The sequence below is a fragment of the Nocardia sp. NBC_00565 genome, from assembly GCF_036345915.1.
Lineage (GTDB): Bacteria > Actinomycetota > Actinomycetes > Mycobacteriales > Mycobacteriaceae > Nocardia.
The window spans coordinates 4,341,772-4,368,154 of record NZ_CP107785.1 but is presented as its reverse complement, the minus strand read 5'-3'; the positions used below and the strand labels follow the sequence as shown (position 1 = coordinate 4,368,154).

The window sequence follows — 26,383 nt, the reverse complement described above, 5'->3', positions numbered from 1 at the left end:
CTCCGGCCGGCACCGGCAGCTGCCCGGCGGGCAGGAGCAACTGAAGCTGCCCATCGCTCGGCCAGGACAGATGGTCACCGACCCGGGTCAGCGGCGGATGGTGGTGATGGCGCGGTCTATGCGTTTGAGGGAGACGGGATAGGGGGTGCCGAGCTTTTGGGCGAAGAGGCTGACGCGGAATTCTTCGATCATCCACCAGATTTCGGTGATGTCGAGGGCGTGTCTGCGGGGTTCGGGCAGGGCGTTGACGAGGCGGTCGTAGGCGCCGAGTGCGCGATCGATCTCGACCATGCCCTGGCGGTCGCGGACCGCGGATCCGGGCAGCGCCTGTAGGCGGGCGACCGCGGCCTGTAGGTAGCGGGGGAGTTCGCGCAGTCGCGCGGTCCCCCATTCCGAGATGAACCCCGGGAAGACCAGGTCGTCGAGCTGGTGGCGGACGTCGTCGGCGATATCGCGTTCGGAGGTGTCGGCGAGCGCGGACGAAACCTGGTGCGCCCCAGCCAATACCGGCACCACCAGCCGAACGATACGAGCCACCGCCGAGACGAAATCGGGCCGGATCTTCGCGACGAGCGCGTCGAACTGGTCCGGACTGCGTACCGGGCCACCGGCGGCGGCGATCAGCTCATCGGCGGCGGCCGCGCGGCAGTCATCGATCAGCGCGTCGAGCGAACCGTACGGATTCTGGCTCAGCGCGAGACGATCCCGCGGCGGCAGGCTCGCGGTGACGGTGCGGACCGAAGTAGGTATGGCGGCCAACACCAACGCGCGCGTGCCCGCCCGCATGGCGGCGGCCTGTTCGGCGGGGGAGCTGAGTACGCGAACCGCGACGCCCTCGCCTTCGGGAACGAGTGCCGGATAGCCGGTGACCGTCTGTCCGGCGACTTCGCTGCGGACCGTCGGCTCGACAGTGCCCAGCGATTCCGAGGTCCACACCGTCGCCGGAGCGCGTTCGGCACCCGCGGTCGCACGGGCGACCGAGGCCGAAACCTGCTCGGACAGCCGGGTTTTCAACTGGGCGAGGTTCTTGCCGCGCGCGAGGTTCTGGCCCACGGAGTCGACCGCGGCGAAGGTCATTCGCAGGTGGTCGGGCAGCGCGGCGGGGTCGAGATCGCTCGGTGCGATGGTGACCGAACCCAGCCGCGACAGCTCCCTGGCCAGCCCGGTGCGCAGTGGTTCGGCGCGCGGGGTGAGTGCGGCGAGGGCGGCCGCCGCGAAGTCCGGCGCGGGAACGACGGTGCGGCGCAAGGCCTTCGGGAGCGTCTTGATCAGAGCGGTGGCCAGCTCTTCGCGCATGCCGGGGACCAGCCAGTCGAAGCCGACGGCGCGCACGTGCGCCAGCTGTTCGACGGGAATGCGAACCGTGACGCCGTCATCGTCATTGCCGGGCTCGAACTGGTAGGTGAGTGGGAAGCTCAGTTCGCCCTGACGCCAGGCATCCGGGAAGTCGGTCGGGTCGAGGGCGGCCGCGCCGTCGTTGACCACGGTGTCGGTCGAGAAATCCAGCAGCGCTGGGTCTTTGCGCTTCGCGGTGCGCCACCAGCTGTCGAAGTGCCGGACCGAGACGATATCGGCCGGGATGCGTTTGTCGTAGAACTCGAACAGGACCTCGTCGTCGACCAGGATGTCGCGGCGGCGCGCGCGATGTTCCAGATCGGCGACGTCATCGAGCAGTTCGCGATTGCGATGGAAGAACTCGTGGCGCGTCTGCCATTCGCCCTGCACCAGGGCATGCCGGATGAACAGTTCCCGCGACAGTTCCGGATCGATGCGGCCGTAGTCGACGGCGCGGCTGACGACCAGCGGCACGCCGTACAGGGTGACCCGCTCGTAGGCGCGCGCCGCGCCACGCTTGGACGACCAATGCGGCTCGGAGTAGGTGCGTTTCACCAGATCCCCGGCCAGCCGCTCGGCCCATTCGGGTTCCACGCGCGCTGCCATCCGGCCCCAGAGCCGCGAGGTCTCGACGAGTTCGGCCGCCATCACCCAGCGCGGCGGCTTCTTCGCCAGCGAGGAGCCGGGGAAGATCATGAACTTGGCGTTGCGCGCACCGAGGAATTCGCGCGATTCGGCCTCGCGGACACCGATGTGCGAGAGCATGCCTGCCAGGAGTGCCTGGTGGATTGCGGTCGAATCCCAAGGGGTGCCGTCGCTTTCGAGTATCGCCGCTTGCGGCGCGGCGGCATCGCGGCCACGTCCTCGGCCGCCGGCGTCCGGTTGCTTCGTGGCGGATTCGGCCCCGCCGCGGCCTCGACCCCGGCGGTTCGAGCCCCGCGTCGAGTCGGCATTGCGGCCGCCGCCGCTACTTACGCTGTCTGCGGCATCGGTTGCGCGACCACCGGATCGCCCACGGCGCGAGCCGTTTTCGGCCTGCTCGGATCCGGCCGCACCGTCGGCCTGCGACCACCCGAGCCCGCGCGTGATCGTCCGCAACTGCCCGTGCAGATCCTGCCACTCCCGGATCCGCAGATAGTGCAGGAACTCATCACGGCACATACGACGGAACTGATTGGACGACAGCGACTTCCGCTGATCGGTGAGGTATTCCCACAATCGCAGGTAGGCAAGGAAATCCGAGCCCTCGACCACGAACCGCGCATGCTTGGTATCGGCAGCCTGCTGATTATCCGCCGGGCGTTCGCGGACATCCTGTATGGACAGCGCCGCGACGATGATCAGCACCTCCGCCAGACACCCATCGCGATGTGCTTGCACCAGCATCCGCGCCATCCGCGGATCCACTGGTATCTGGGCCATCTCGCGCCCGATCGGGGTGAGAGTCAGCGCGGCCTGATCGGCGGCGCGCCGCTCGGCGACCGGTTCTGCCGGTCCATCACCCACGGCCGCCTCGGATCGCTGATCCGACTGCACCGCAGCAGGTTTCGCATCATCGCGGCGGCCGGGTGTGGCGTCGGATCCCCGCGCGAGCGCGCCCAGCTCCTCCAGCAGGGCGATACCGTCGCGGATGGCCCGCCGATCGGGCGCCTCCACGAACGGGAAGTTCTCGATATCGCCGAGCCCGAGCGCGGTCATCTGCAGGATGACGGCGGCAAGATTGGTCCGCAGGATCTCCGGTTCGGTGAAGGCGGGCCGGGATTCGAAATCATCCTCGGAGTACAGGCGGATGCAGATACCGTCGGCGACGCGGCCACAGCGACCCGCGCGCTGGCGGGCCGAGGCCTGCGAGACCTCTTCGATAGGTAGGCGCTGCACTTTGGTGCGCATCGAATAGCGGGAGATGCGCGCGGTGCCGGGGTCGATGACGTAGCGGATGCCGGGCACGGTCAGCGAGGTCTCGGCGACGTTGGTGGCCAATACGACTCGTCGCCCGGGGTGCGGGGCGAACACCCGGTGCTGTTCGGCGGTGGAGAGGCGGGCATACAGGGGCAGGATCTCGGTGCGCGGAATCTTCAAGTCGCGCAACGCATCCGCGGCGTCGCGGATCTCGCGTTCGCCGGATAGGAACACCAGCACATCGCCGTCGCCCTCGGCGAACAGTTCGCGCACCGCGTCGCCGATGGCGTCGACCGGGTCGCGGTCCACGATCCGGGTGTCCTCGTCGTCTTCGTCATCGGCGGCCACGGGTAGTTCGAGCGTCAGCGGCCGGTAGCGGATCTCCACCGGATACGACCGGCCCGACACCTCGACAATCGGTGCGGGAGTATCGGATTCGTCGGCGCTCGGGTCGTCGGTTTGCTTCGTGCTCGGGTCGTCGGTTTGCTTCGCGCTCGGGTCATCTGTTTGCTTCGCAAAGTGCCGCGCGAACAGTTCCGGATCAATCGTCGCCGAGGTGATGATCACCTTGAGATCTGGTCTGCGCGGTAGCAATTGCTTCAGGTAGCCGAGCAGGAAGTCGATATTGAGGCTGCGTTCGTGGGCCTCGTCGATGATGATCGTGTCGTAGCGGCGCAGCAGTCGGTCGCGCTGGATCTCCGCGAGCAGGATGCCGTCGGTCATCAGCTTGATCAGCGTGCGATCGGAGGCCTGATCGGTGAAGCGCACGGTGTAGCCGACGACATCGCCCAGTTCGGTGCCTAGTTCCTCGGCGATGCGCTCGGCGACGGTGCGCGCGGCCAGTCGGCGTGGCTGGGTGTGCCCGATGGTGCCGCGGATGCCGCGGCCGAGTTCCAGGCAGATCTTCGGAATCTGGGTGGTCTTGCCCGAGCCGGTCTCGCCGGCGACGATCACGACCTGGTGCTCGGCGATCGCCTTGGCGATATCCTCGCGGCGCGCGGAGACCGGTAGCTGCTCCGGGTAGCGGATTTCGGGCACCGCGGCACGGCGGGCCTCGACGCGCTGCTCGGCCGCCGCGATCTCGGCCGTGATACCGGTGAGATCGCCGCCGCGCGCCCGGTCCAGGCTGCGGCGCAACCGGTGTTCATCGCGGAGGGTTACGGCGCCCAGGCGGGTCCGGAGCTCGCGGAGATTCGCGTCGGCTGTCCTGGTCATTGCGTTCACCAGGGTAGCGAAACCGGCGCGCCGAATCCGAGGCGGGCGTGAGCATCCGGCGAGCACACTCGCGTCGGTCGTGGCGATACCGCGCTCGGCGCACCGCTCACAGCGGCTCTGATGTGGGAAGATCCGATGATGACTGCCGGTGCCGCCCCGCTGTGGATTCGCATCCTGCGCTTCGCCTTTGCCGTACTCGGCATCCTCGCACTGGTCTGGATACCGCTGCGCAACATTGGTGAGTCCGCCTTCTCCACGGCAAACTATTTCAGCTACTTCACCGTCGAATCCAATGTGCTCGGCGTCATAGTCCTGCTGATCGGGGCCGTCCGCGATCCCCGCGACCGCCGCTGGCAGATGGTGCGCGGCGCCGCCACCCTCTACCTGCTGATCACCGGCGTCGTCTACGCCGTCCTGCTCGCCAAGGTCGATGTAATGCTCACCGACAAATGGATCAATGACGTCCTGCACCGCATCCTGCCGATCGTCATGGTCCTGGACTGGATCCTGGTGCCGGTGACCCTCGGCATCACCCGCGCGCTGATCGGCACCTGGCTCGTCTACCCCGCCCTCTACGGTGCGTACACCCTCATCCGCGGCCCCATCGTCGACTGGTACCCCTACCCCTTCCTCGACCCCCGACCAGGGCTATATCTCCCTGATCATCGGCCTGGTGATCCTCACCGGGGTTTTCGCCCTCTTGGCGGTCGCTGTCGCGGCTCTCGGCGGGTTGGCCGACCGACGGCGCGGACCGGCCGGCTGATCAGCCAGGAGCGTCCGATACCGACCGGACGTGCCGGAAATCGGATGCGTTGAGCGCGACCGCCGCGAACAACAGCCCACCCACCGCGATCCACACCGTCCACCGGACGCCCAGCCAGGCGGCCAGCAGGCCACCGATCGGCGCGCCGAGCACGATGGCGGCGCGGTTCAGCGAGCGCATGGTCGCGTTCATCCGGCCGAGCAGGCGGTCGGGTGTGACCGATTGGCGGTAGCCCATCTCGAGCGGACTATCGACGCCGATGGACACACCGAACACGAACTGGGCGGCGCACAGGAGTGTCAGACCACCGATTCCATTGTGCGCCAACGGGATCAATGCATATCCCGCGGGTGTCAGCCAGCGGCAGACGATGATCATCGGCCCGATACCGAACCGTCGCCCGGCCCGATCGGCGACGGAGGAGCCGACCACCGCACCGATACCGCTCAGTGCGAAGGTCAGGCCGAGGGCGGCCGCGTCGAAGCCGAGTTCGTCGATCACGAAGAGCGCGTACACCGTTGACACCATCGCACTGCCGAAGAACCAGCCGTGCGAGGCGAGGGCCAGCGGCGCGAGCATGCGATGCCCGTACACGCAGGAAAGCCCCTCGCGCAGTTCGGCGCGCAGATTTCGATCGACGCGCTCGGGCGGATCGGACCGCTCGCGCACCCGCAGCCGCGCCACGATCAACCCGGAGATCAGATACGACACCGCGTCCACCAGGATCGCCAGCGGCGCACCGACGATCCGGATCAGCCAACCGCCGAGGACCGGGCCGCCGGTCTGCGCTACCGCCGCGGACTGCTCCAGCCGTGCGTTCGCGGGTGTGAGCAGCTCCTGCGGCACCAGAGTCGGCAGAAACGACTGGTGCGCGGCGTCATAGGCCAAAGACACGATGCCGATGGTCGGTGGATGCGATCCAGGCCCGGTGGAGCCGTGCGGCTTCCGGTCGGCATGGACCGATTCGTGCTCGGCGCTCATCGCGACCGCGATCTGTCCGACGCGTCGACGGCGGAGCGTGGGCGCGAGCGTCCGGTCCCCGAGCACGCCGAAGACTTCGCCGATCAGACGTGGATCGGGCGGTGGGATCGGCGTATCGGTCGCGGTTGGCCGGGCACACGGCGCTACTTGTGCACATCTACGTCGGGGACGAACCGGGGTGGGCGGATGACGTGCTGCATCGAATGATGCCTATCGTGATGATCGTGGACTGGGTGCCGGCACCGGTCGCGTCGGGCGTTTCCGGGCGGCCGATCGCGGGCCGGCTGGTCCACCCGCTCGTCTACGGCGCGTACACCCTCGGCCGCGGGCCGATCGTCGACTGGTATCCGTACCTGTTCATCGATCCGCGACACCAAGGTTATGCGTCGATGGCGGTCGGCCTGGTAGTGCTGGTCATCGGGTTCGGGCTTCTGGCTCTCGCGGTGGCCGCGCTAGGCGAGTCGAACAGCCGCTGGCACGGTGCGGATGAGCGGGCACCCCCGAAGTGACGTGGTTGTCGAGGTAAAGGTGGTTGATATGGGTGCGCTGTGGCACGGGTTCGCCGATATGGGCGCCGTCGAACGCGAGGGCGCGTTCGTCGTGGCGCGCGGGGAGGGCGCCTACATCTACGACCAGGCGGGCGCCAGGTATCTGGATGCGACGGCCGGGCTGTGGTTCACCAACGTCGGGCACGGTCGCGCCGAGATCGCGGACGCCGTCGCCGCGCAGCTGCGCACGGTCGCGCATTATTCGAACTTCGGTGACTTCACCGAACCCGCCACCCAGGAACTGGCCGAGAAGCTGGCGAGCATCGCGCCGGTGGCGGGCAGCAAGATCTTCTTCACCTCCGGCGGTTCGGATTCGGTGGACACCGCCGCGAAACTCGCCCGCCGCTACTGGCACGAGCTGGGGCGGCCGGATAAAACGGTCGTGGTCGGCCGTCAGCGCGCCTATCACGGAATGCATATCGCTGGAACGGCTTTGGCCGGCATCCCGGTCAATCGCGAGGGCTACGGCGAGCTGATGGCCGATGCCCGCACCGTCGAATGGGATGACGCCAAGGCGCTGCTCACGCTCATCGAGGAGCTCGGCGCGGAGCGCATCGCCGCCTTCTTCTGCGAACCGATCATCGGTGCGGGCGGGATCTTCCTGCCGCCGGACGGCTATCTCGCCGAGGTGCGCCGCATCTGCCGCGACCACGACATCTTGTTCGTCGTCGACGAGGTGGTCACCGGTTTCGGCCGCATCGGCGGCTCCTGGTTCGCGTCCACCCGTTTCGATCTCGAGCCCGACCTGATGACCACCGCCAAGGGCCTGACCTCCGGCTATGTTCCGATGGGCGCGGTCTTCATCGCGCCCCACATCGCCGAACCCTTCTTCAGCGGCGGCGTGTGGTGGCGGCACGGCTACACCTACGGCGGCCACGCCGGTGCCGCGGCGGCGGCCCTGGCCAACCTCGAGATCGTCGAACGCGAGGGTCTGCTGGACGAGGCGAAGCGCCTGGAAACCACCCTGCACACCAAACTCGCTCCACTCGCGGATCACCCGCGCGTCGCCGAGATCCGCAGCGGTCTGGGCGCGGTGGCCGCCATCCAGCTCGCCGACCCCTCCGAAGGCCTGCCACTCGTGAAAACCCTACGAGAACACGGCATTTCGGGACGAGCGGCAGGTCAAGGCGCGATGCAGATCTCACCTTCGTTCGTCATGACAGACGATCAGGTCGACGAACTCGTCGAGGGATTCAGCAGCGCCCTCGGCTGAGGGGCGCGGCCAGCATCTTGCCCATCGTTGTCCAGGTCCGCGACCGTTTCGACGCACCGGCACAGAGTGCGTCACGTGCGGCGGGCAATCGGTCGAGACCGGCGAGTGGCGCAACCGATGCGACGCCGGCTGTGCCACCCGTCGGCGTTCCAGCTAGACCGTGCTGATGACCTCGTCGTAGGTCAGGCGCGGGGAGCGCGGGAACCACGCGTCGACGCCGGGCATGCCGATATTGACGACGACCAATGAGTTGTGGGTTCCGTCGGGGAAGAAGTCCTTGTCCAGACCCGCGGCGTCGAAGCCGTTCATCGGTCCGGCGGCCAGGCCAGCGGCGCGGATGCCGAGGATGAAATAGCCGATCTGGATCAGGGCATTGAAGCGGGCCGATTCCGCGCGCTGGTCGGTGTCGGCGAAGTAGTCCTTGGCGTCGGGTGCGTGCGGGAAGACCTTCGGCAGGTTTTCGTGGAAATTCAAGTCGGCGGCCAGGATTGCGGCCAGCGGGGCCGAAGCCGTCTTGGGCTTGTTGTTATCGATCATGTGGGTGACCAGTCGCGCCCTGGCCTGTGGGCTGCGGACCAGTACGATGCGCAGCGGCTGCTGATTCATCGATGTCGGTCCGTATTTGACCAGTTCGTAGATGTCGCGGATCTGGTCGTCGGTGACCGGTGCGTCGGTGAAGGTGTTCGCGGTGCGCGCCTCCCGGAACAACAGGTCCTGGGCTTCGGCGGCAAGGGTGAGCAGAGTCTGCGGCTGCACGGTGTTCACGTGGTTCTCCTCGAAAAGTAGTCGGGGACAGCGGATTCAATCGTGGGTGACACGCCGGGACCGGGTCAGCAGATTGCCCTCGACGCGGACGAGCACGTCGTGCACGACGCAGCTCGGTGCGATCTCGGGCTTACTGTTCGGCCGGATCTTGACGACCAGGCAGTAGGCCGTGGAGACGATGGTTCCGTCGTCCTGCGGCTGCAGGTTGATCATGTTGAACCAGTGCCTGCGCTGCATCGGGTCGGCCTCGAAACGCTGGTGGAACTCGACCAGGTCCGAGATGATGCCCGCCCTGGTCAGCGCTGGCGGCCGACCCGGTGTGTGCTCGAATTCGGCGTCCTCGGTGAAGGTTTCGGCGTAACCCGGGATGTCGCGGTTGTCCAGCCGCTGCATCTGATCGGCGTAGAACTGCTGGACCTCGGCGTACAACTCGGTGCGGCTGGCGACGGTGGTCATGGTGGCTCCTTGGTTGCGGCGGGGCGCGGCTGCACGCAACGGTCTCCGATCGTGCTCGAGGCTGGCTCGAGCCGGGTGCGGGTTGACCCGGGCTATAGGACGCGCGACGAGTCTGGAAGTCGAACAGCCCAGCGAGTACGGAAAGACCGATGGAGGAGTCATGGCGGAAACTCAGCGCGTCGCGCTGGTCACCGGAGCGACCAGCGGTATGGGCCTGGAGATCACCAAAAGCCTGGCGGCCCAAGGCATCGCGGTGTTCATCTGCGCCCGCGACCAGCAAAAGGTAACCGATACGGTGAAGAGCCTGCAGGACGACGGCCACGAGGTGGACGGCACGGTCTGCGATGTCGTCGATGCCACGCAGATCCGCGAATATGTCGACGCGGGCGTGCGGCGCTATGGCCCGATCGACATCCTGATCAACAACGCGGGCCGCAGCGGCGGCGGCATCACCGCGCAGGTCAGCGACGACCTGTGGTTCGACGTGATCAATACCAACCTCAACAGCGTCTTCCTGATGACCAAGGCGGTGCTGACCGCGGGCGGCATGCTCGAGCGCGGCAGCGGCCGCATCGTGAACATCGCCTCCACCGGCGGTAAGCAGGGCGTTGTGCACGGTGCGCCGTATTCGGCCTCCAAACACGGCGTGGTCGGGTTCACCAAGGCACTCGGACTCGAGCTGGCCAAGACCGGGATCACGGTCAACGCGGTCTGCCCGGGTTTCGTGGAAACCCCGATGGCCGAACGGGTTCGGGAGGTCTACTCCGGCCTGTGGGGTGTCGATACCGACGAGGTGCACGCCAGGGTGAGCGCGCGGGTGCCGATCGGGCGCTACGTGCAGCCGTTTGAGGTGGCCGCGATGGTCGACTACCTGATCGGTCCGGGCGCGGGCGCGGTCACCGCACAGGCGCTGAATGTCTGTGGCGGACTTGGCAATTACTGAGCACGAAGGGCCTTGGCAATGACCGCAGTGGACGAGAACACCACCGGCGCGCGCAACGGCGGCGCCACCGGGCACGACGAGTATCTGCGGATCCTCGAGGCCATCCAGACCGGCGCGCTGCACCTGCTCGCCGGTTTCCCGCACCAGCCGAGCGCCCTGCGCTTCCAGGTGGGGGAGGTGACGATCGAAGCCGAATGGCAGGCCTCGGCCGCGCCGATCATTGCGGCCCCCGTCGCAGTTCCCTCGGAAGCCGTTACCGCACAGGCTGACCCGCCATCCCGTGCGGTCTTCCGCGCGCCCAGTGTCGGCGTGTTCTATCGCAGCCCGGAACCCGGTGTGGATCCCTTCGTCGAGGTGGGCGACCGCGTCACGGCCGGGCAGCAGATCGCCATCGTGGAGGCGATGAAGCTGATGATCCCGGTGACCGCGCCGACCAGCGGCGTGATCACCGAGATACTCAAGGAAAACAACGAACCGGTCCAATTCGATGAGCCCTTATTCTCGTATTCTCCGGAATGACAGGGGATTTCAGGTCGGCGGGCAGGAGCGGCGCCAGGTCAGCACCCGGCGCTGCATCCGCCCGCCGACCTGTGCCACCCCGATCAGCGTGAGAACGTCAGCGGTCAGCGACATTTGACGCACCTGTTCGGTATCTGCCCAGGCCGGATTGGAGCAGACGCTGATCGCATGCACCAGCTCCGTGCCGCGGCGGCGCCAGGTCCCCGCGTAGCCCATGAAAGGCGGCGTGTCGGTGGCTTCGTCGGTGCGCATCATGCTCACCGACATGTAGCCGTGGGCACCGTAGATCAGCAGGCCGCGCGGTGCGTCACCCAGCGGTCCGATACTGATCGCGTCATGTTCGTCGATGTCGTAGTAGGACAACAGTTCCCAGGTTCCGACGAGATCGGTGGCATTCATGACTCCCACGATGGTGGCCGCCGCTCTAATCACGCTGTAGCCGACCCGCGCGCGAACCGGTGGCTGGTCCGCACCAGCCGCCAGCTGACCTCGAGCTCGTCGAGATCACGTGGCCCGTACACCATTACCAGCGTCGCGGGCAGGAACCGCTGGCGCGCCATCGGATGCAGCTCCGCCCACCCCAGTGCGATGGCCTCTGCCGCAATATCTTTCGGCAGGCACATGTGCAAGCTGCCGTCGTCGTGCCCGTGCAGATGCGCGAATTCGGTGCCGACCAGATACGCCTCGCCCGGTCCCTCGGCGATCGTCGGCCGCAGGTGCAGCGCGCGGGTATCGGGCAGCGAAACGCCGCTGCGGCCGAGCAGCACGCCGTTCAGTGTGGTCATCCGCGACCACAGGGTCTCCTGCAGATCCGGCGGCGCCAACTGGCTGAGCTGCTGATGCGGATTGTGCGCCCGGGTGCGTGGTCGTTCACCGGAGCGACGCGGCAGGTCGATGCGGCCGTCCACGGATATCGTCGTCATGACTGTGCTCCCTTCGGTTTTCGCGTGCGGTGTGGCTCGCTCGCGACTCCTGGTTTCACAGTACTTTCCAAAGTATAGTAGTTACCAAGCGGAAAGTGACTTACCAGGAGAACGAATGAGGGCAGCATCGCGCAGCGATTCGGTGGGGGATGGCCGGGTGACGGGTGGGCCTGCCACCGTCGATCCGTGCCCGATCACCCCGGTGATCGACTTGGTTTTCGGCCGCTGGTCCACCCAGGTGCTCTGGGTGCTGACCCACGACGGCCGCCTGCGCTTCACCGAGCTCCAGTTGCGCATTCCGGGTCTCACCCCCAAGGTCCTGACCCAGCGTCTGCGTCAGCTGGAACGCGACGGGCTGGTGGCCCGCACCTACCACGCCGAGGTCCCACCGCGTGTGGAGTACGAGGCCACCCCGCTCGCGGTGACCCTGACGCCGGTCTTCTCGAGCATCGTGGACTGGTCCAGCGAACATCTCAGCGAGGTGCTCGCCGCGCGCGCCGCCTACGACGCGGCCGAAGACTGATGGGCCGCACGCGCATTCGTTATCAGGGCGCGATGGTCATCGCGCAGTCGTATCGCTAACGTCATAGGGTCCGGATGACGACCGAGGAGGTTCGCCCGTGTTCGACCGCGCCCAGCTGTTCGCACTCTCGACGATCGCACCACTCGCCGCTGCCACCCTGGTGTTCGCCGCGGGACCGGCCGCGGCGGATCCGAGCGGGCTCGATCAACTGATACCGGTCGAGGACACCGGATATCTGGTCGACGACCCGAACTATAAGGGCGCCGTGTTCTTTCAATCGCCGGACGGGCGCGATTGCGGTTTCTATCTGAACGGCCCGGCCGGCTGCGACGCGGTGCCGATCGACGCCCCGCCGGGCACGAACCAGGTGCGTTCGTCCACCTCGGAGCCCGCCCATTTCCTGACCGCCGACCAGTCGACGTTCACCTACCCGGGCGGCGCGCAGGTGCTGCCGGAAGGTCATAAGGTCTCGCTGGGCGGCACCACCTGCGGCATCGGTTACCAGGGCACCGTGACCTGCGAGACCGGACCGCACGGGTTCACCATCGCGGCGACCTACAGCGTCCTGCACTGAGCATCAGCTGGTCGGCGCCGGTCGAGGCGCCAGCGCCAGCAGATGCCCGGCCAATTCGCGCGGCATCGTGATCATGCAGTCGTGTCCGGTCGGGAGCACATGGAGGCGTCCGGGCGGCAGGTCGGCGGGCGGCAGGGTACGCGGCATCGCGGCGCGCATGGCCTTGAAGTCCTCGCCGCCCTCGCTGCAGTGCACATGCGTCACCGGAATCGCCGCCAGCGCTTCGGGATTCGTCAGCAGCATGCGCTGCTGGAAGGTCACCAGCGACTGGGCAGTCTGCATCGAGGCCACCCAGCTGAGGTCGGGCTCCTCGGTGATGCCGTACAGGCCGCCGTCGCCCATCGGCTCGGTCTGCGGCGGCACCCGCCAACCGTCGCCGTGCGCCTCGGCCGCGGCGGTGAAGGCCTCGACCATGCCGGGCATGATGTCGGCCACCGACTCACCGTCGCGCGGGACGAAGGTGTCGACATAGACGAGTTCGGCGATGCGGTCGGGGACGGCGTCGGCGACGGCGGTCACCACGATGCCCGCATAGCTGTGGCCGACCAGGATGACGTCGCTGAGATCCTCGAAGGTGAGCAGGCCGACCAGATCCTCGACGTGGGTGTCCAGGCCGACCTCGGGGGTCAGCAGGTCGGCGCGGTCGCCGAGGCCGACCAGGGACGGGGTCAGCACGCGATGTCCGGCGTCCGCCAGCAGCGGCGCCACCCGCTGCCAGACCCAGCCGCCGTGGAATGCCCCGTGGACGAGCAGATATGTCGACACGATCAGTTCTCCCTGATTTTCGTTAGGGCAGTGACGTTTCCGGTGATATCGGCCGCCGGTGGCACGCGCTCGGGCCGGATGCCGAGCCCGATCACCCTGGCTACCAGCCGCGCCAGCCGAGGCACGCGCCGCAGCAGGCGCACGAGCAGCGGCTTGTCGGTACCGGGCCGTCCGGCGTTCGGATACAGATCCGACAGCAACCGCAGCTGCGCGAATTGGACCACGCGCATGGGGAATTCGCGTCGGCTCTGGACGGCGCGCAGCTGTGCGACGTTCGGTCGCGCGCCCGTGGTGAGAGTGGGTGCGAGCAGGCGGGCCGCCGCGATCGCGTCCTGCACAGCAAGATTGATGCCGACCCCGCCCGCCGGCGACATGGCATGGGCCGCGTCGCCGATCGCGAGCAGGCCCGGACGATACCAGCGACGCAGCCGATCCACCCGCACATCAAGGGGTTTCACGTCATCCCAGGTGCGAATTTCTCCGGTCAAATGCTCGGTCAGGCTGGGATAGATCGCGGCGAGTGCGGCGCGGAATTCGGCGAGTCCGGCGGTCTTGATGGTCGCGAACCCGCCCTTGGGGATCATGTACGCGACCTGGAGATAGTCGCCGCGGTCGATGCAGACGATGAAGAAGCCGTTGCCGCTGCGCACCGTCGGCAGCCGTTCGCCGTCGGGCTTGCTGACACGGAACCACAGCACGTCCATCGGCGCTGCGCTGGCCGCGACCTCCAGCAGGCCGTCGTCGCGAACGATCGAATTGCGCCCATCCGCGGCGATCACCAGTCGGGACAAAACCTCCAAGGGGCCGTCCGGTGTGCGTACCCGTGCGCCGACCACGGCGTCGTCCTCGTGGATCAGCTCGGTGACCTCGGCCTCCTGGATGAGCCGGAAGCCCGGATACCGCCTGCCCGCCTCGGCGAGGAAGTTCAGCACATCCCACTGCGGCATGAACGCCACGAACGGGAAACCGCCCGGGAGACCGCGGAAGTCGGCGAATATCACCGGCCCGCTCGCGGTGGCCATCGGTAGCTGCGGTAGTTCGACGTGCGGCAGCGCGAGGAATTCCGCGGCGAGTCCGAGTTCGTCCATCGCCCGTAACGTGGACGGATGCACCGTATCCCCGCGGAAGTCCCGCAGGAAGTCCGGATGCTTCTCCAGCACAAGCACTTCCACGCCCGAACGGGCCAGCAGCAGGCCTGTCATCAGCCCGGCGGGTCCGCCGCCGACCACGCAGACCGCCACCGATTCGACTGTCACGCCAGACATGTCGGCACCTGCCCTTGGTTGTACACCACCATCTCGTCGAATATCGACAGCACGTCCAGCGGCTCGCCGATCGGTCCGCCCGCCCATTCCGCGTCGGCGCGATGCAGATTGCCGACTAGGCGTTCGTCGTCGACCAACTCGGCGAACTCACCGTGATCGGCCTCCAGCGCGATCGCCAGCGGGGTCAGGCCAAGGGATCTGGCCTCGGCGGCCAGTTCCTGCACCCACCGCAGGTAGCGCAGCGTCTGGTCGAAGATCTCGGGTCCGGTGACCGGGCCGTGCCCGGAGACCACGGTCTGCGCGCCCAGTGCGGCCATTCGCTCGATCGCGGTGATCGACCCGCTGACCGAACCCATCAGGCAGAACGGCGCCGCGCCCGACATCATCAGATCCCCGGCGAAGAGCACCTTCTCCTCGGGCAGCCACGCCACCACGTCGTTGGTGGTGTGCGCGGCCGGTCCGAGGTGAATGAGTTCGACGCGCCGCTCGCCGATGTGCAGCGTCAGCCGCCTGCTGAAGGTGATGCTGGGCAACGTGACTCGGACATCGCCCCACTGCACCTGCGGCCAGAGTTTGGTCAGCGCGAGCCCGGTCTCGATCATCTCGGGCCGGATCCGGTCGTGGCCGATGACGACCGCGGTGCGCCCGAAGAGGTGATTGCCGAAATTGTGGTCGCCGTGATGGTGGGTGTTGACGATTGTGCGGGCGGGGCCGGTGTCGAGCCCGTCGACGAATTCGACCAGGGCGCGGGTGCGTCCCTCGGTCCCCAGGGTGTCGATCACGACCGCGCCGTCCGGACCGGCCAGCACGCCCGCATTGCTGACACACCAGCCACCGCGACTGTGCGTGTACGCGTAGACCCGATCCGCGATTTCGCGCACGACCGGTGCACCGGCTACTTGCGATAGTTCGGTGGCAGTCATGTCGGCGACTTCATGGACTCGGCATACCGCACCGCGCACCGCAGCGTATTGCGGCTGTTGGTCGAGAGTGCGTCGGTGAGATACGTGCGTGCGTCGGCGAGATCGGTATCGGCTCCGAGAATTTCGCGGGCGGCGGCCGGATTGATCGCCACGGTATGCCGTGCCGTCACCACCGCGCCGTCGGGACCGTCCGCGAATTCCCATGCGCCGCTGTGCCCGAAGAGCATGGCCGGTGGCAGCAGCTGCTTGTAGTCGATGCGCTCGCCCGGAAAGCAGACGCGCACCGACTTCGTGGTGTGTGGAATACCTCCCGCCGTAACGGTATCCATCTCCATCAGCTGCACGCCCTCGGCGTCCTCGGTGAGTTCGATTCGGCTGACGTGCGGCACGTGTTCGGGCCAGCGTTGGCTGTGGTAGATGAAGTCGTAGACCTCGGCAGCCGAAATCTCCAGCGTGACAGTGTCTTCGAAGGTGTGCACGACCTCCTCGATCGGATGGCCGAGCTCCGCGATGCGGGCCAGCGCGGCCAGTTCGGTCTCGCTGTTGCGATCCACCGCACCCGCGACCAGATCCGGGTCGGCGCCCTCCACCACGGTGAAGCGGTGATCGAGGGTGACCTTCGTGGTGCCGGAATCGATGTCACGGAAGGACCAGCCCCCGCCCATCGAAGCGATCGGTGCCTGGCTGCGTTCCTGCTCGAACACGATGCGCCGCTGCGCCGCGTCGAGCACTCGCCGCGAGGTCCAGTTCTTCACCTCGCCGTTGACGGTGGCCCACAGCCGGAACCGCTCCTCATCGGGTCCGCGGTGCAGATGGCGCACCAGCACACTCGGTGCGAAGATCACCGGCCACGTGGTCACATCGGCCACCAGGGCGTAGACGAGCTCCGGCGGCGCCTGCACCACCTTGGTGTGGCTCATCACCTGGGTATTCATGTCTCCACCTCGCTGGCGCTCGGCTCCGCCATGAACACCCAGGGGTGCTGTGTCGATTGTTCGCTCGCTACGCTCGCTCATGCCGCACCCTGCAGTTGACTGTTGACGATATCGATCAGCTCCTGCGGCGTCTTGACGTCGATGAGCTGTTCCTCCGGGATGATCACGCCGAAATCGCGCTGAATCCGCGAGGCGGTCTCGATGAGCGCAAGGGAGTCGTAGCCGAGCTGTTCGAAGTCGAGCGTCGAAATATCGCCGTCGAGTTCGGCGAGTTCCTCGCCGCCCGCGCATTCCACGAGAATCCGGCGTAATTCGGTGATGGTCATGGTCATGATCGGCTCCCTGATCGAGTAGGTGTTCGGGTCAGTCGGTGACAGCGCGTACGACAACCGCCGAGTTGAAACCCCAACGGCCGCGGGCCAGGACGAGGGCCGCGCCGACGGTGGCGGGCCGTGGTGCGCCGAGGACCAGGTCGATCCGGTAGTCCGCGGCGAGGGTGGTGCAGGCGGTCGGCGGGATCACCGAATCGCGGATGGACAGCAGTGCGGTCACGATGTCGAGCGGTCCCGCGCCCGAGAACAGCCGTCCGGTCAGCGGTTTCGAAGCCGTGACGGGTACACCGTCGGCGCCGAAGACGGCTTCGATGGCCGCCGCCTCGTCTCGATCGCGGTCGGGCACGCCCGCCGCGTCGGCGAAGACGATATCGATATCGCCGGGCCCCATTCCGGCGTCGGCGAGCGCGAGTTCGGCGGCCCGGCGCAGGCCCGATGGCTTCCCGGAGTCCGGCGGTGGGTCGAATGTCGAGGCGTAGCCGGCGATTTCGCCGTGTACCTTCGGCACGCCACGAGCCCGGGCCGCGGCGGCTTGTTCGACCACCAGCATCGCGCCGCCCTCACCGGGCACATATCCCGTGGCCTCGGCATCGAAGGGTAGGTAGGCACGATCCGGTTCCGCCGAGGTGCTGACCTCGCCGCTGGCCAGATGCGAGGCCCAGCCCCAGGGATCCAGTGCGGAATCCACGCCGCCGGTGACCACCAGCGGGGTGCCGCGATGCACCGTGCGCCGTGCGTGACCGACCGCGTCCAGCCCGCCCGCCTGCTCGGCGACCAGGGCGCTGCTCGGGCCGCGCATGCCGTGCCGGATCGAGATCTGCCCGGTGTTCACCGCGTAGAACCAGGCGAACGATTCGTAGACGCTCACATGTTCGGAGCCGCGCGACCACAGCTTGTTGAACTCGCGATGGGTGAATTCGAAACCGCCGGAGGCATTTCCGGTGACCACACCCATGTCGTAGTCGGTCATCGCCGCGGTATCGACCTTCGCGTCATCCAGGGCCCACTGTGCGGCAACCAGTGCCATTCGCGTCGAGATGTCGGTCTGCGGCAGCAGGCGACTCGGCAGATGTTCGGCCGCCTCGAAATCGGCGACCTGTCCGGCCAAGCGGGCGCTGGAACGGCTCGTGTCGAACCGAGTGAGCGGCGCGATGCCGCCCCGGCCCGCCAGTACGGCATCCCAGAAGCGTTCGACGCCGAGGCCGTTCGGCGCGAGCACACCCATGCCCGTTACCAGGATCACGCCGCCACCTCCGCCGGTTTGCGCAGCACCATCGCGCTCTGGAAGCCGCCGAACCCGCTGCCCACGGTGAGCACCGTGTCCATCCGGTGGTCGCGCGCCACCAGTGGCACGTAGTCCAGATCGCATTCCGGATCGGCCTCGTGCAGATTCGCCGTCGGCGGCACCACCTGGTATTCGAGGGCCAGCAGGGATGCGGCGATCTCGACCGAGCCGATCGCGCCGAGCGAGTGGCCGACCATCGACTTGATCGAACTCATCGGTGTCGCATAGGCGTGCTCGCCGAGACTGCGCTTCACCGCGGCGGTTTCGTGCCGGTCGTTCTGCCGGGTGCCCGAACCGTGCGCGTTGATGTAGTCCACACCGGTCGGATCGATACGAGACTCGTCCAGTGCGACCCGGATCGCCTCGGCCATCTCCCGGCCGTCGGCTTTGAGGCCGGTCATGTGGTAGGCGTTGCAACGGGTGGCGTAGCCGGTGATCTCGGCATAGATGCGCGCCCCTCGTTTGCGCGCATTCTCGTATTCCTCCAGCACGAACATCGCGGCGCCCTCGGCGAGCACGAAGCCGTTGCGCGAGTTGTCGAACGGCCGGGAGGCGTGTTCGGCGTCGTCATTGCGCGAGGTGGTCGCCTTGATCGCGTCGAAGCAGGCCACCACGATCGGCGTGATCGGGGTATCCGCGGCCCCGGCCAACATGACATCGGCCGAGCCCTCCCGGATCAGCTGCACCGCATGGCCGACCGAGTCCAGGCCGGATGTGCAGCCGTTGGAGACCATGGCGACCGGGCCTTCGGCGCCCACACTCCAGGCCACCTCGGCGGGCATCACGCTGGGCACCATGTAGTCGAACATGTGCGGCGAGAGGTAGGTCTGGTCGACCAGCCAGTTCCGGCCGGAGTCGGACAGCACCAGGTACTCCTGCTCCAGGCTGGTAGCCGCGGCGACCGCGCTGCCGAGGCTGACGCCGAGCCGGTGCGGATCCAGCGTTCCGATATCGATGCCGCTGTCGGCCACCGCCTCCCGCCCGCACACCACGGCGAACTGCACCGCCCGATCCATGCGTCGAATTTCCCTGGGCGACAACCCTTCCAGTACCGGGTCGAAGTCGGCCTCGCCCGCGACCTGGGATCGGTACGGGCTGGGGTCGAAGAACGAAATCCGGCGCGTGGCGGTGCGGCCTTCGGACAGCAGCTTCCAGAACTCGTCCTTGCCCGAGCCGCCGGGCGCGCGGACACCGAGTCCGGTGACGACAACGCGGCGGCTCATTCCGCACCACCGGATGCGTTGGGGTTCATAGCGTTATCTCCCTTCGATCGTGGGATCAAGCATCGAAGGGAGACCTCGAACCTGACTCGAGTGCTGGAGTCGAGTTGTTCTCTAGCGGGCGCGTCCAGGCTGTTCGGGTGATCACCGGACAACGCCGTCCCGGCCGGTCACCCCTTTCCCCTCAGCACAGGAGACACGCGTGATGAAGTCAGCACACGGCCTCGACGGCGCCGCGGACTGGGTGCTCTGCCCGGCCTGTCTGATTCCGCTGTACGGCAAGCGATTCGCCCGCGACCTCGGTGTCTGCGGCGAATGCGGCAGACATACCCCGATCACCGCCGAGCAGCGCATCGCCCAGCTCGCCGACGAGGGCCGCTTCGAACCGCTCGCGGTCATCCCCACCGACGACGACCCGCTGACCTTCACCGACACCAAGCCCTACCGCGATCGGCTGGCCGCCGCGCGGGCGCGCACCGGCATGCACGACGCCGTCCTGTGCGCGCTCGCGGCGATCGAGGGCAATCCGGTGCTCATCGCGGCGATGGATTTCCGTTTCCTCGGTGGCTCGCTGGGCACCGCGGTCGGCGAGATGATCACCGCGGCCGCGGAAACGGCGTTGGCCGAACGGATTCCGCTGCTCATTGTCACCGCCTCGGGCGGCGCCCGGATGCAGGAGGGACCGCTGTCGCTGATGCAGATGGCGAAAACCAGTGCGGCGCTGGAGCAGTTGGACCGCGCCGGGATTCTCACCATGACCTTGATCACCGACCCGACCTACGGGGGAGTGGCCGCATCGTTCGCCACTCTGTCGGATGTGCTGATCGCCGAGCCCGGCGCGCGACTGGGTTTCGCGGGCCGCCGGGTGATCGAGCAGACCATCCGGCAGGAGTTGCCCCCGAAGTTCCAGACCGCCGAATTCCTGTTGGAGTGTGGGCTGATCGACATGATCGTGCCGCGCGTGGGCCTGCGGCAGGCACTGGGGTCGTTATTGCGGATCGCCGGACCGGTCGACCCGACCGGCGAGGCGGTGACCGAACTCGATGCGGGCACGATCACCGATCCGGATCGGGTCGCCGACAGCGATCCCTGGGTGCAGGTCCGGCGCGCCCGCACCCCGAGCCGGCCGACCGCCCTGGACTACTTCGCCCTCGCCTTCGACGGTTTCCACGAGCTGCGCGGGGACCGCATTTCCGGGGATTGCCCCGCCATTGTCGGCGGCACCGCGTGGCTCGGTGATCAACCGGTCGTGGTGATCGGGCAGCAGAAAGGCCATGAGCCGAAGGAGATGATGGCGCGCAACTTCGGCATGCCGACACCGGCGGGTTACCGAAAGTCCGCACGGCTCATGCGTTTCGCCGAGAAGCTGGGGCTGCCCGTGATCACTCTCATCGACACCCCGGGCGCCTATCCCGGCGCGGCCGCCGAGGAGCAGGGCCAGGCGGTCGTGATCGCCGAGAACATCCGATTGATGTCGGCGCTGCGCGTGCCGGTGATCAGCGTGGTGATCGGTGAGGGCGGCAGCGGTGGCGCGCTCGCGCTCGGTGTCGCGAACCGGGTGCTGATGTTCGCCAACGGCACGTACTCGGTGATCAGCCCGGAGGGGTGCGCGGCCATCGTCTGGAACGATCCCGCCGCCGCACCGAAAGCCGCTGCCGCGCTGTCGCTTACCGCCGGCGATCTGCTGCGTCTCGGTGTCGTCGACGCGGTGCTGCCCGAACCCGGCGACGATGTCGGGTCGGCCCCGCTGGCAGCGGCGAACCAGCTGCATCGGGCGCTGGCGGCGAGTCTGCGCGAACTGACCGGGCGCAGCGGTGAGGACCTCGCGACCGAGCGGCGCGCCCGGTTCCGCCGGTTCGGTGCGCGGCAGCAGGTTTCGGTCCGGTCGGTGGCGTAAGAGAGTGCGGGACGCGATGTTCGAGAAGATTCTGATCGCCAATCGCGGCGAGATCGCGCTGCGAGTGGCGCGCACCTGCCGGGAACTCGGGGTGCGCACCGTCGCGGTGCATTCGGTTGCCGACGCGGAGTCGGCTGTGGTGCATTTCGCCGACGAATCGGTGCAGATCGGTCCCGCGGCGGCCAAGCGCAGCTATCTCAATGCCGCGGCCGTGCTGGCCGCCGCCGAGCTGACCGGTGCCGACGCGATCCATCCCGGCTACGGATTCCTTTCGGAGTCACCGGATTTCGCGGATGCCTGCCGTGCCGCGGGGGTGACGCTGATCGGTCCGCCCGCCGATGTGATGGCTCAACTCGGCGACAAGCAGTCGGCGCGCACGCTGATGGCCAAGGCGGGGCTGCCGCTGCTGCCCGGCAGTCTGGATCCGCTCGAGCCCGACGAGGCGCACGCGCTCGCCGATTTGATCGGCTATCCGGTGATCATCAAGGCGGCCGCTGGTGGCGGCGGGCGCGGTATGCAGGTGGTGCGCGAGAGCGCGTCGTTCCCGCGCGCCTTCCAGGAGACCCGCGCGACGGCGCGAATGTTGTTCGGCGACAGTCGAGTCTATCTGGAGAAGTACCTCGAGGGCGCCAGGCATGTGGAGATCCAGGTGCTGTGCGACGGTTATGGCAACGGTGTGCACCTCGGTGAACGCGACTGCTCGGTGCAGCGCAGACATCAGAAGCTCATCGAGGAGTCGCCCGCAGCGCGGCTACCGGACGGGCTGGCGGCACGGATGGGCAAATCCGCGGTGGACGGTGTGCTGGAGGCGGGCTACGTCGGCGCCGGAACCGTGGAATTTCTGGTGGATCGCGGGGGTAATTACTATTTTATGGAGGTGAACTGTCGAATTCAGGTGGAACATCCGGTGACCGAAATGGTTACCGGTATAGATCTGATCGCCGAACAGATCCGAATCGCGACCGGGAAATCGCTCGGCATCACCCAGGATCGTATTTCCCTGAATGGTGCGGCAATTGAGTGCCGTATCAATGCGGAGGATCCGGCGAACGATTTCGCCCCCGCTCCCGGAATTGTGGCCGAATTCACACCGCCGGGTGGTCCATTCGTGCGCGTCGATACTCATGTGCACGCCGGTTATTCCATATCGCCGCACTATGATTCGCTGTTGGCCAAGCTCATCGTCTGGGCGCCGGACCGGGACCAGGCGCTCGCACGCATGCGGCGAGCCCTGGCCGAATTCCGGATTTCCGGGGCACGGGTGGAGACGACCCGGGATTTTCTGCGGGAGGTACTCGACCATCCCGCTATGCGGTCGGCGACGCATTCGACCGCGCTGGTGGACGAGTTGCTGCGGGACCGCTAGGCGGGTTCGGCGGTGGCTGTGCGGAATTCGGGGGAGTACCAGCCGATCAGATACCCGGCGTGACGGCTGTTGAGCATGGCGCTCACCGACACATCCGAGGCGGCCAGGATGTCCTGATGCAACTTCTGCAGCTTCTGGCACGGGTCGAGGCCGAGCTCGCGCTGCATCGATCTGCTGAACTGCTGATAGGACTCCAGTGCGCGGGCGCGCTGGCCCGCACGGCACTGCGCGAACATGTAGTACGCCTGCAGCCGCTCGTGCAGCGGGTGCTGCATGGTGAGTCGAGCCAGGTCAGGGCAGGCTTCACGGTATCTGCCGAGGCGCAGCTCGGCCTCGACGCGCAGCTCGACATTGGTCAGGCGCAGGTGATCCAGATGCGAGACCTCCGCGGCGAGCGGGATGCCGCCTTCCACATCGACCAGCGCCGGACCGCTCCACAGTGCCTCCGCGGCGGTGAAGAGATCGACCGCGCGGTGATCGTCACCGGTCTTCGCGGCACAGCGCGCGGCCTCGGACATGGTCTGGTAGTCGCGCAGATCGAACAGGCAGTCTTTGACGTCGAACGAATATCCTTTGCTGCGGGTGCGCAGAAATCTTTCCGCCACCTCGGCCTGTCCTATGCCGAGCTGCTCGGCCATCTTCTTTCGAATTCCGAGCACATAGGTCTGGACGACCGTGACGGCGCTGCGCGGCGGATCATCGTTCCACAACTCTTCGACCAGAGTGGTGACCGGAACGACGGTATCGTGTCTGACCAGGAGTAGAGCGAGTAGTTGCCGCTGCTTTTGCGCAGTCGGCGTGGCGTTGTGATTGTTGAGGGCAAGCGTCAACGGACCTAACACGCGAGCGCACACTGGATATTTCACTTGGAGTTCTCCTACGGGCGTTATTCCCCCCGACCGACGTGAGTTCTCGAAATCCCACCTCGCTGTAGGCAAGATCCACGATATCGAGAATCGAGTATCGATTCGGTGAATCTTGAGTTATAAGGGAGTTAATTCGATTTGGTAGGCGTCGCGAATTCTCCTACATCGCAAGGAGATTCGCGTGCCACATGAATTCATGGGTTGACATCCGTTGGGGCGGGCCGTAATCGGCGATTCGGGCGGTGGCGGAACCCGCGGTGGCCGGGTCGGTGCGCGGACCGCCTACCGCGTCGTGCCCGCGGGCATACCGGCCTGAACTTGCAGTTTCTGAAAAATTGCAGTTTGTGCTACTTTGGCGACCATGTCCAAGGCGAAGCGCGACGAGCCACCGATCGGGTTGCGCGAGCAGAAGAAGCGCCAGACCCTGCTCGACCTCTGTCTGGCCGCGCGGCGGTTGGCCGTCGAGCGCGGGCTCGACGCGACGACCGTCGAGGACATCGCCAGAGCCGTCGGGGTTTCCCCGCGCACGTTCTTCAACTACTACGAGACGAAAATGGACGCCGTCGTCGGACCGGTCGGCGAGATCGGCACACCGGAGTTGCGTGCGGAGTTCATCGCGGGCGGCCCCAGCGGTGTGCTGATGGACGATCTCACCTGGCTGTTCGGGCTCGCGTTCGAACCCGAAAACGAAGTGCGCGAGAACATTTCGCTGGTGACCGAGATCATCAAAACCGAACCGCGGGTGCTCGCGGCCTTCGTCGCTTCGGGTGCCCGGTTGGAGAGTGCCGTCGCGGAGTTGCTCTCGGCGCGGCTCAGCACCGACGTATCGCCCGAATTCGCCGGGCTGGCAGCGGGTTTCATGACGACCATCACGTCGAGGGCGGCGATGTCCTCGGCAAAGGATCCGACCGTATCGCTGGCGGCGGCGGTACGCGAACACGGTGTAATGGCCGCCCGGCTGTTCGAACAGCCGGGCGGCGGGCGAAGGAGACATGTCAGATGAGTGTTGTATCGCGAACCGATTCCATGGGGGGTGGCGGTCGGGCGACGGGTGGGCCAACGACGGCTGAATCGCCGCCCGCGCCGATCGTCTTGACCCAGAAGCGGATCTGGCTCATCTTCGGCGCGCTGATCGCGGGGATGTTCCTGGCCAGCCTCGATCAGACGATCGTCGGCACCGCCATGCCGACCATCGTCGGCGACCTCGGCGGCATCTCCCATATGGCCTGGACCGCAACGTCATATCTGCTCGCGACCACCATCATGATGCCGATCTACGGCAAATTCGGTGACCTGTTCGGCAGGCGCTGGCCGTTCCTGTTCGCCATCACGATCTTCACCGTCGCCTCCATCGGTGCCGCCGCGTCGACGAGCTTCTGGGAGTTCATCACCTTCCGCGGGCTGCAGGGCGTCGGCGGTGGCGGCCTGATGATCCTGGCGCAGGCCATCATCGCCGATGTGGTGCCCGCCAAGGATCGCGGCAAGTACATGGCACCGATGGGTGCGGTCTTCGGCATCACCTCGGTGGCGGGCCCGCTGCTCGGCGGCTTCTTCGCCGACCATATCGGCTGGCGCTGGTGCTTCTGGATCAATGTGCCGATCGGTATCGCGGCGCTGTTCATCGCCTTCCGCTATCTGAGCATCCCCAGCCACCGGCCCAAGACTCGGCCCGACTACTTCGGCGTCGTGCTGATGTCGGCCGCGACCACATTGCTTATCCTGATCACCGACTGGGGTGGGAAGCAATACGCCTGGGGCTCAACGGTTATGGTGACAATGATCGCGGCGTTCATCGTGGTGGTCGCGGCCTTCGTGCTCGTGGAGGCGCGCGCCGAGGAGCCGATGCTGCCGCTGTGGCTGTTCCGCAATCGCACGTTCGTGCTGACCTCGGCAATCGGCTTCCTGCTCGGCCTGGTGATGTTCGCGGCGCTGGCCTTCATCCCGACCTATCTCCAAATGGCGACGGGCGCTTCGGCTTCGGTATCCGGCCTGCTGCTGATCCCGATGATGGTCGGCCTGATGATCACCTTGATCAGCTCGATGACGATGGTCACCAAAACCGGCCGCTACCGGGTGTATCCGCCGCTCGGCGCGGTACTGATATTCGTGGATATGCTGTGGTTGACGCGCTTGGACGCCAACACCTCGATGTGGGTCGTTTCCGCGATGCTTTTCGTCATGGGCGCGGGTCTCGGCCTGATCATGCAGATCATCGTCCTGGTCGTGCAGAATGCGGTGTCGCCCGACCAGATCGGCACCGCGACCAGCGCCAACAACTACTTCCGCGAAATGGGTGGTGCGCTGGGTGTCGCGATCTTCGGCTCGATCTTCACCAACCGGTTGACCGAGGGGCTCACCAACGTGTTCTTCGCACACGGACCGGAAGCGGCGGCCGCGAAACTCGATCCGGGCGGCTTGGTGCCGTCGGTGGTCAAGCATCTGCCCGAGGGCCTGCACGACGCGATCGTCGGCGCATATGTCGACGCGTTGGTTCCTGGGTTCTGGTATCTGCTTCCCGGCGTGGTCATCGCTTTCGTGCTCGCGCTGTTCATCCCGCAGATGAAGCTCTCCGACGAGGCGGGCATGGTCGCCCGTGGTGAAGCGGTGATGGCGGAATCGGAGCCGGGCGACTGATCGCCCGGTCACCGCTTCGATCGGGCGATCTCGGGGAAGCGTGCACGCAGCTGGTCCAGGCAGCGGCGCACCTCGCGCAGTTCCCGGATCAGCAAACGTGATTCAGTGGTCGACCTCGGAAGACCGCGTCTGGTCATGGTCGCCTCGATCGTGGTGGTGAGGGATTCGGCCTCGGCGGTGAGGAGGTTGTAGAACACGCGTGCCTGTTCTACATCGGATTCGTCGTGCACCAGCTGCT

The 26,383-nt window shown here is 66.9% G+C and carries 25 protein-coding genes and 1 pseudogene; 11 read left to right on the top strand and 15 right to left on the bottom strand.

Annotated features, from left to right (window positions below; genetic code table 11):
* Positions 1 to 87 precede the first annotated feature (87 nt).
* Positions 88 to 4,449, bottom strand: a complete 4,362-nt coding sequence (gene hrpA / locus OG874_RS20930; RefSeq protein WP_330256806.1) for an ATP-dependent RNA helicase HrpA — start codon at positions 4,447 to 4,449, stop codon at positions 88 to 90.
* Positions 4,450 to 4,587: 138 nt separating this feature from the next.
* Between hrpA and OG874_RS20925 the strand changes: the two are divergent.
* Positions 4,588 to 5,212: pseudogene (locus OG874_RS20925) on the top strand (Pr6Pr family membrane protein).
* Here OG874_RS20925 and OG874_RS20920 read toward each other — a convergent pair.
* Positions 5,213 to 6,193, bottom strand: coding sequence for an MFS transporter (locus OG874_RS20920; protein ID WP_330256805.1), 981 nt, complete (start codon positions 6,191 to 6,193; stop codon positions 5,213 to 5,215).
* A gap of 101 nt (positions 6,194 to 6,294) precedes the next feature.
* Here OG874_RS20920 and OG874_RS20915 point away from each other — a divergent pair, with 101 nt between their 5' ends.
* Together OG874_RS20915 and OG874_RS20910 are read left to right on the top strand one after the other, a co-directional pair.
* A complete protein-coding gene (locus tag OG874_RS20915) occupies positions 6,295 to 6,702 on the top strand; it encodes a Pr6Pr family membrane protein (RefSeq protein ID WP_330256804.1) in 408 nt (135 codons plus the stop codon).
* A 28-nt stretch (positions 6,703 to 6,730) separates the two neighbouring features.
* Positions 6,731 to 7,954, top strand: a complete 1,224-nt coding sequence (locus tag OG874_RS20910) for an aminotransferase family protein (protein ID WP_330256803.1) — start codon at positions 6,731 to 6,733, stop codon at positions 7,952 to 7,954.
* Positions 7,955 to 8,107: 153 nt separating this feature from the next.
* On the opposite strand, the gene OG874_RS20905 is transcribed toward OG874_RS20910, so the two are convergent.
* Together OG874_RS20905 and OG874_RS20900 are read right to left on the bottom strand one after the other, a co-directional pair.
* Positions 8,108 to 8,719 carry a malonic semialdehyde reductase gene (locus OG874_RS20905; protein WP_330256802.1) on the bottom strand — a complete coding sequence of 204 codons (612 nt, stop codon included), beginning with the start codon at positions 8,717 to 8,719 and terminating at the stop codon, positions 8,108 to 8,110.
* A gap of 36 nt (positions 8,720 to 8,755) precedes the next feature.
* Entirely contained in the window at positions 8,756 to 9,175 is a 420-nt protein-coding gene (locus OG874_RS20900; protein ID WP_330256801.1) for a nuclear transport factor 2 family protein, read from the bottom strand.
* 160 nt (positions 9,176 to 9,335) lie between these two features.
* Here OG874_RS20900 and OG874_RS20895 point away from each other — a divergent pair, with 160 nt between their 5' ends.
* Positions 9,336 to 10,118, top strand: a complete 783-nt coding sequence (locus tag OG874_RS20895) for an SDR family NAD(P)-dependent oxidoreductase (RefSeq protein WP_330256800.1) — start codon at positions 9,336 to 9,338, stop codon at positions 10,116 to 10,118.
* A 27-nt stretch (positions 10,119 to 10,145) separates the two neighbouring features.
* On the top strand, positions 10,146 to 10,637 hold the full coding sequence (locus OG874_RS20890) for an acetyl-CoA carboxylase biotin carboxyl carrier protein (RefSeq protein WP_330256799.1): 492 nt from the start codon (positions 10,146 to 10,148) through the stop codon (positions 10,635 to 10,637).
* 9 nt (positions 10,638 to 10,646) lie between these two features.
* Here the strand turns inward: OG874_RS20890 and OG874_RS20885 are convergent, their stop codons facing one another.
* Both OG874_RS20885 and OG874_RS20880 read right to left on the bottom strand, forming a co-directional pair.
* On the bottom strand, positions 10,647 to 11,036 hold the full coding sequence (locus OG874_RS20885) for a lipocalin-like domain-containing protein (RefSeq protein WP_330256798.1): 390 nt from the start codon (positions 11,034 to 11,036) through the stop codon (positions 10,647 to 10,649).
* Positions 11,037 to 11,065: 29 nt separating this feature from the next.
* On the bottom strand, positions 11,066 to 11,560 hold the full coding sequence (locus OG874_RS20880; protein ID WP_330256797.1) for a luciferase domain-containing protein: 495 nt from the start codon (positions 11,558 to 11,560) through the stop codon (positions 11,066 to 11,068).
* 115 nt (positions 11,561 to 11,675) lie between these two features.
* Between OG874_RS20880 and OG874_RS20875 the strand changes: the two genes are divergently transcribed.
* Positions 11,676 to 12,083: a winged helix-turn-helix transcriptional regulator gene (locus OG874_RS20875; RefSeq protein ID WP_330256796.1), complete on the top strand. Its 408-nt coding sequence runs from the start codon at positions 11,676 to 11,678 to the stop codon at positions 12,081 to 12,083.
* Positions 12,084 to 12,180: 97 nt separating this feature from the next.
* Positions 12,181 to 12,657: a hypothetical protein gene (locus OG874_RS20870; protein ID WP_330256795.1), complete on the top strand. Its 477-nt coding sequence runs from the start codon at positions 12,181 to 12,183 to the stop codon at positions 12,655 to 12,657.
* A gap of 3 nt (positions 12,658 to 12,660) precedes the next feature.
* On the opposite strand, the gene OG874_RS20865 is transcribed toward OG874_RS20870, so the two are convergent.
* The 7 genes from OG874_RS20865 to OG874_RS20835 form a co-directional block, all read right to left on the bottom strand.
* Entirely contained in the window at positions 12,661 to 13,422 is a 762-nt protein-coding gene (locus OG874_RS20865; RefSeq protein WP_330256794.1) for an alpha/beta fold hydrolase, read from the bottom strand.
* A 2-nt stretch (positions 13,423 to 13,424) separates the two neighbouring features.
* Positions 13,425 to 14,687, bottom strand: coding sequence for an FAD-dependent oxidoreductase (locus OG874_RS20860; protein WP_330256793.1), 1,263 nt, complete (start codon positions 14,685 to 14,687; stop codon positions 13,425 to 13,427).
* Entirely contained in the window at positions 14,675 to 15,610 is a 936-nt protein-coding gene (locus tag OG874_RS20855) for an MBL fold metallo-hydrolase (protein ID WP_330256792.1), read from the bottom strand. The genes OG874_RS20860 and OG874_RS20855 overlap by 13 nt, the downstream gene beginning before the upstream one ends.
* The gene (locus OG874_RS20850; RefSeq protein ID WP_330256791.1) at positions 15,607 to 16,545 is read right to left on the bottom strand and encodes an aromatase/cyclase; all 939 of its coding nucleotides are present in this window, start codon (positions 16,543 to 16,545) and stop codon (positions 15,607 to 15,609) included. The genes OG874_RS20855 and OG874_RS20850 overlap by 4 nt, the downstream gene beginning before the upstream one ends.
* A gap of 77 nt (positions 16,546 to 16,622) precedes the next feature.
* The gene (locus OG874_RS20845) at positions 16,623 to 16,877 is read right to left on the bottom strand and encodes an acyl carrier protein (RefSeq protein ID WP_330256790.1); all 255 of its coding nucleotides are present in this window, start codon (positions 16,875 to 16,877) and stop codon (positions 16,623 to 16,625) included.
* A 31-nt stretch (positions 16,878 to 16,908) separates the two neighbouring features.
* Positions 16,909 to 18,120, bottom strand: a complete 1,212-nt coding sequence (locus tag OG874_RS20840) for a ketosynthase chain-length factor (RefSeq protein WP_330256789.1) — start codon at positions 18,118 to 18,120, stop codon at positions 16,909 to 16,911.
* Positions 18,117 to 19,385, bottom strand: a complete 1,269-nt coding sequence (locus tag OG874_RS20835) for a beta-ketoacyl-[acyl-carrier-protein] synthase family protein (protein WP_330256788.1) — start codon at positions 19,383 to 19,385, stop codon at positions 18,117 to 18,119. The genes OG874_RS20840 and OG874_RS20835 overlap by 4 nt, the downstream gene beginning before the upstream one ends.
* A gap of 202 nt (positions 19,386 to 19,587) precedes the next feature.
* Here OG874_RS20835 and accA point away from each other — a divergent pair, with 202 nt between their 5' ends.
* Complete coding sequence (gene accA / locus OG874_RS20830; RefSeq protein WP_330257359.1) at positions 19,588 to 21,279, top strand: acetyl-CoA carboxylase carboxyl transferase subunit alpha; 1,692 nt, start codon at positions 19,588 to 19,590, stop codon at positions 21,277 to 21,279.
* Between the two features lie 16 nt (positions 21,280 to 21,295).
* Positions 21,296 to 22,645, top strand: a complete 1,350-nt coding sequence (locus OG874_RS20825) for an acetyl-CoA carboxylase biotin carboxylase subunit (RefSeq protein WP_330256787.1) — start codon at positions 21,296 to 21,298, stop codon at positions 22,643 to 22,645.
* On the opposite strand, the gene OG874_RS20820 is transcribed toward OG874_RS20825, so the two are convergent.
* Entirely contained in the window at positions 22,642 to 23,487 is an 846-nt protein-coding gene (locus tag OG874_RS20820; protein WP_330256786.1) for an AfsR/SARP family transcriptional regulator, read from the bottom strand. The genes OG874_RS20825 and OG874_RS20820 overlap by 4 nt on opposite strands.
* 385 nt (positions 23,488 to 23,872) lie before the next feature.
* Here OG874_RS20820 and OG874_RS20815 point away from each other — a divergent pair, with 385 nt between their 5' ends.
* Together OG874_RS20815 and OG874_RS20810 are read left to right on the top strand one after the other, a co-directional pair.
* The gene (locus tag OG874_RS20815) at positions 23,873 to 24,514 is read left to right on the top strand and encodes a TetR/AcrR family transcriptional regulator (RefSeq protein WP_330256785.1); all 642 of its coding nucleotides are present in this window, start codon (positions 23,873 to 23,875) and stop codon (positions 24,512 to 24,514) included.
* Entirely contained in the window at positions 24,511 to 26,145 is a 1,635-nt protein-coding gene (locus OG874_RS20810) for an MDR family MFS transporter (RefSeq protein ID WP_330256784.1), read from the top strand. Before OG874_RS20815 ends, OG874_RS20810 begins: the two co-directional genes overlap by 4 nt.
* A gap of 8 nt (positions 26,146 to 26,153) precedes the next feature.
* Here OG874_RS20810 and OG874_RS20805 read toward each other — a convergent pair whose 3' ends face one another.
* Complete coding sequence (locus tag OG874_RS20805; protein ID WP_330256783.1) at positions 26,154 to 26,375, bottom strand: hypothetical protein; 222 nt, start codon at positions 26,373 to 26,375, stop codon at positions 26,154 to 26,156.
* Positions 26,376 to 26,383: the final 8 nt, after the last annotated feature.

Coding starts and splice junctions, on each gene's coding strand:
- hrpA (WP_330256806.1), bottom strand. CDS start 4,449: ATGACCAGGACAGCCGACGCGAATCTCCGCGAGCTCCGGACCCGCCTG.
- OG874_RS20920 (WP_330256805.1), bottom strand. CDS start 6,193: ATGAGCGCCGAGCACGAATCGGTCCATGCCGACCGGAAGCCGCACGGC.
- OG874_RS20910 (WP_330256803.1), top strand. CDS start 6,731: ATGGGTGCGCTGTGGCACGGGTTCGCCGATATGGGCGCCGTCGAACGC.
- OG874_RS20900 (WP_330256801.1), bottom strand. CDS start 9,175: ATGACCACCGTCGCCAGCCGCACCGAGTTGTACGCCGAGGTCCAGCAG.
- OG874_RS20895 (WP_330256800.1), top strand. CDS start 9,336: ATGGCGGAAACTCAGCGCGTCGCGCTGGTCACCGGAGCGACCAGCGGT.
- OG874_RS20885 (WP_330256798.1), bottom strand. CDS start 11,036: ATGAATGCCACCGATCTCGTCGGAACCTGGGAACTGTTGTCCTACTAC.
- OG874_RS20880 (WP_330256797.1), bottom strand. CDS start 11,560: ATGACGACGATATCCGTGGACGGCCGCATCGACCTGCCGCGTCGCTCC.
- OG874_RS20875 (WP_330256796.1), top strand. CDS start 11,676: ATGAGGGCAGCATCGCGCAGCGATTCGGTGGGGGATGGCCGGGTGACG.
- OG874_RS20860 (WP_330256793.1), bottom strand. CDS start 14,687: ATGTCTGGCGTGACAGTCGAATCGGTGGCGGTCTGCGTGGTCGGCGGC.
- OG874_RS20855 (WP_330256792.1), bottom strand. CDS start 15,610: ATGACTGCCACCGAACTATCGCAAGTAGCCGGTGCACCGGTCGTGCGC.
- OG874_RS20850 (WP_330256791.1), bottom strand. CDS start 16,545: ATGAATACCCAGGTGATGAGCCACACCAAGGTGGTGCAGGCGCCGCCG.
- OG874_RS20845 (WP_330256790.1), bottom strand. CDS start 16,877: ATGACCATGACCATCACCGAATTACGCCGGATTCTCGTGGAATGCGCG.
- OG874_RS20835 (WP_330256788.1), bottom strand. CDS start 19,385: ATGAGCCGCCGCGTTGTCGTCACCGGACTCGGTGTCCGCGCGCCCGGC.
- accA (WP_330257359.1), top strand. CDS start 19,588: ATGAAGTCAGCACACGGCCTCGACGGCGCCGCGGACTGGGTGCTCTGC.
- OG874_RS20825 (WP_330256787.1), top strand. CDS start 21,296: ATGTTCGAGAAGATTCTGATCGCCAATCGCGGCGAGATCGCGCTGCGA.
- OG874_RS20815 (WP_330256785.1), top strand. CDS start 23,873: ATGTCCAAGGCGAAGCGCGACGAGCCACCGATCGGGTTGCGCGAGCAG.
- OG874_RS20810 (WP_330256784.1), top strand. CDS start 24,511: ATGAGTGTTGTATCGCGAACCGATTCCATGGGGGGTGGCGGTCGGGCG.